Below are 2,983 nucleotides of genomic sequence, written 5' to 3'. Positions count from 1 at the left end.
AACTCGCCGCTCGCTACCGGGCCGGACTCCACCTCGCAGCACTCATCCTCTGGCTCCGCGAACCGAGCCAAGATCATTTGTCAGACAGGTCCTAGCCGGCCCGGCCGTCCTTCGACGGCAGTCCGGCGGCGTCACGCAGCGGGACCAGCACACTGATCGTCTTGCCGCCTCCGGGCCGGCGGTCGATGACGATCTCCCGCGCGAGGCGGATGATCAGCGGCCAGCCGTACCCACTGCCCAGGTGGCCGAGCGGCAGCGCGCCGGAGCCGTAGGCGACCTCGGGGACGACATCGCTGTTGTCGAGCACGGTCAGCCGGATGCCGTCGGCCGTGGAGACGGCCTCGAAACCCGCGATCCCCTCACCGTGCCGGATCGCGTTGGTGACCATCTCCGAGACGACGAGCAGCAGGTCGATGACGTCCTCCTCCCGCGCCCGGCGGGAGGAGGAGTTCCACTCCTCGAGCACGACCGACCGCGCGTACGCGCGTGCGGCCGCGGCACTCGTCACCCGGACCCCGGCGCCCGCCTGCTCCGCCGCGGATGCGGAAGAAGCGGCCGGCGCGGCGCCCGCCGGGCCGGTTCGGTCCGTGAGTGTCGTGTCCCCGGGACCCGCCCGCTCGGCGCGGGGCTCCGCACCGGGGCGTTCGTCCTCTGTCACCGGTCCGTCACTGCCCGGGGCACCTCCATCGCCGTGAAGACATTCTCGGCGAGGACGAAGTACCCCGCGGTTCCTGTCACGTCAAAAAGCCTTTCCACGCTCTCGCCGAACGGCCCCGCCAGCACCAGGAGCAGTCCGTGCGCCCGGTGCGCCTGCTGGGCCTCGAGGAGGGCGTGCAGGATGGCCGAGTCCGCGAACGTCGTGTCCGACAGGTCCACGACGGTCCGCGAGGTGCCGGCGAGCAGGCCGGCGGCCAGTTCCTCGACCAGGCGAGGGGCGCTGTCGCCGTCGATGTCGCCACTCACGGTCACGACGAAGGCGTTCCCGTGGACGGACGATGCCACGGCGGGCTCCCGCTCGTCGCTCATCGGCACACTCTTCCTGTTCTGCTCTCCGGTCCGCGGCACGCGTCGCGTGCGTCGCTCCAGCATAGGAGCGGTCTCCCGGGTCCGGTCCCGGCTCCCTTCGCACGCCGCTCGTCCCTGGTCACGGGCCGTACGTCCCACATGTCCGTCCGCCGTCAGGCGGTGGCCGTCGTACGCGGCGGGAGCGAGTGGTAGTACTCGCCCACCCGGGTCAGGTAGTCCGGGTCCATCGTCTCGCTGTCGATCCGGAAGCGCGGCGCCGCCTTGATCTCCCCTCGGGAGCAGGCCACCTCGACCTTCCGGTCGTCCGTGTCGATGCCGGCGACGACGCCGACCGGCACGAGCACGCTCCTGCCGAACACCCAGACACCAGTGTCGACGACCAGGTGCCGCATCCCGAAAGGATCGGCCTCCCGGTCCACGTGCCCGATCGTGCCGTCGGCGGCGACAACGGTGAACCCGGTCAGGTCCTGTCCCTCGACACGACCGACCTGCGGCGGATACGACCAGATTCTGTCGGTGGTCACGCTGCTCCTCAGCTCCCCGGACGAAAGAGTCACGAGTCCGCGGGCGGGCGGGTCCCGCCTCGCGGCTCTTCTCGCAGCAACTACCCTGCCGTCGCAGTCGCATTCGGCCCCGCCAGTGCGGCATCTTGGCGTGTTCACCGGTCTCCCGCCCCTGGGCGGGGCGCAGCTCGGGGCGCCGGTCGTGACCGGCGGGCACGCGCGCCGGCCGACGCCGGGTCAGATGCGGGGCGGCGCCCGCTCCGTCGGCCCGGCGCACCACGGCCGATGCGGGGCCCACGCCTGCGGAAAGGCAGGGGGCGAGCGTGAAAATGTGTACATATTCGCAGTCCGGGGCCGGAGCGGCCCCCCGGGGCCGGCAAGGGTGCGGCCTAACACGGTCCGGCGCCGACCGGGCGCGTTCGGCGCCGAAGGGGAGCGCGTCGCGGCCGCGCCCCCGGTCCGACGGCGGGCCCGGCGCCGCAGGTCACGACCGGTCCGCAAGGGCATTCCCGTACTCTGGACATCCACGCCCGTGCACAACGGGCGCAGACGGTGCGAGCCGGGCTCGCGGTGCGCCGGAAGGTTTTGTTCGGCGCACTCGGGGTGAGTTAGCCTTCGGCGTATTTTTACACACGTGCAGATTCCGTGAACTGCGGAAATGCGAGCTGGGAAGCCGAGCCCTCCGGGCCGGTGAGGGTCCGAGTCCTCCCACGAGGAGGACTCCAGGGGAGCGGGACGAGGATGCGCATGACCAGCGACAGGACCGAGGTGGTCGACGCCCTGCCCGGAGATCAGGAGCTGAGGCAGCTTCTGGCGGGCCTGACGGCGGTGCGGGACGGCGACTTCGGTACGCGCCTGCCCGAGGACACCGACGGACTGATGGGCGACATCGCCACGGTGTTCAACGGCATGGTCGACCAACTGTCCGTGTTCACCTCAGAGGTCACCCGCGTGGCCCGGGAGGTCGGCACCGAGGGCACGCTCGGCGGGCAGGCGGAGGTGCCCGGCGTGTCCGGGACCTGGGCCGACCTGACCGACTCCGTGAACGCGATGGCGGGCAACCTCACCACCCAGGTCCGCGACATCGCGCAGGTGGCGACGGCGGTGGCCAAGGGCGACCTCTCGCAGAAGATCGACGTCCCCGCGCGCGGCGAGATCCTGCAGCTGAAGGAGACCGTCAACACGATGGTCGACCAGCTCTCCGCCTTCGCCGACGAGGTCACCCGCGTCGCCCGCGAGGTCGGGACCGAAGGACGCCTCGGCGGCCAGGCCAAGGTGCCCGGCGTGGCCGGCGTGTGGCGGGACCTGACCGACTCCGTGAACTTCATGGCGGGCAACCTGACCAACCAGGTCCGCAACGTTGCCCAGGTGACCACGGCGGTGGCCAAGGGCGACCTGTCCCAGAAGATCACCGTCGACGCCCGCGGCGAGATCCTCGAACTGAAGAACACCAT

The 2,983-nt window shown here is 71.2% G+C and carries 4 protein-coding genes; 1 reads left to right on the top strand and 3 read right to left on the bottom strand.

The genetic code is table 11. The features are described 5' to 3' along the window. Nucleotides 1-91: 91 nt before the first annotated feature. The 3 genes from ACF1A5_RS28745 to ACF1A5_RS28735 form a co-directional block, all read right to left on the bottom strand. Nucleotides 92-658 carry an ATP-binding protein gene (locus ACF1A5_RS28745; RefSeq protein WP_392195787.1) on the bottom strand — a complete coding sequence of 189 codons (567 nt, stop codon included), beginning with the start codon at nucleotides 656-658 and terminating at the stop codon, nucleotides 92-94. Next, entirely contained in the window at nucleotides 655-1,026 is a 372-nt protein-coding gene (locus ACF1A5_RS28740) for an STAS domain-containing protein (protein ID WP_392195786.1), read from the bottom strand. Before ACF1A5_RS28740 ends, ACF1A5_RS28745 begins: the two co-directional genes overlap by 4 nt. A gap of 152 nt (nucleotides 1,027-1,178) precedes the next feature. Continuing rightward, a complete protein-coding gene (locus tag ACF1A5_RS28735) occupies nucleotides 1,179-1,550 on the bottom strand; it encodes a PRC-barrel domain containing protein (protein ID WP_392195785.1) in 372 nt (123 codons plus the stop codon). Between the two features lie 726 nt (nucleotides 1,551-2,276). On the opposite strand from ACF1A5_RS28735, the gene ACF1A5_RS28730 reads away from it, so the two are divergent. Further along, a partial coding sequence (locus ACF1A5_RS28730; RefSeq protein WP_392195784.1) for a HAMP domain-containing protein occupies nucleotides 2,277-2,983 on the top strand: 707 nt, incomplete at its 3' end.

The sequence above is a fragment of the Streptomyces sp. NPDC014864 genome, from assembly GCF_043081525.1.
Lineage (GTDB): Bacteria > Actinomycetota > Actinomycetes > Streptomycetales > Streptomycetaceae > Streptomyces.
Note: the sequence above shows the minus strand (reverse complement) of the source record. Positions and strands in the feature narration are given on the sequence as shown.

Coding starts and splice junctions, on each gene's coding strand:
- ACF1A5_RS28740 (WP_392195786.1), bottom strand. CDS start 1,026: ATGAGCGACGAGCGGGAGCCCGCCGTGGCATCGTCCGTCCACGGGAAC.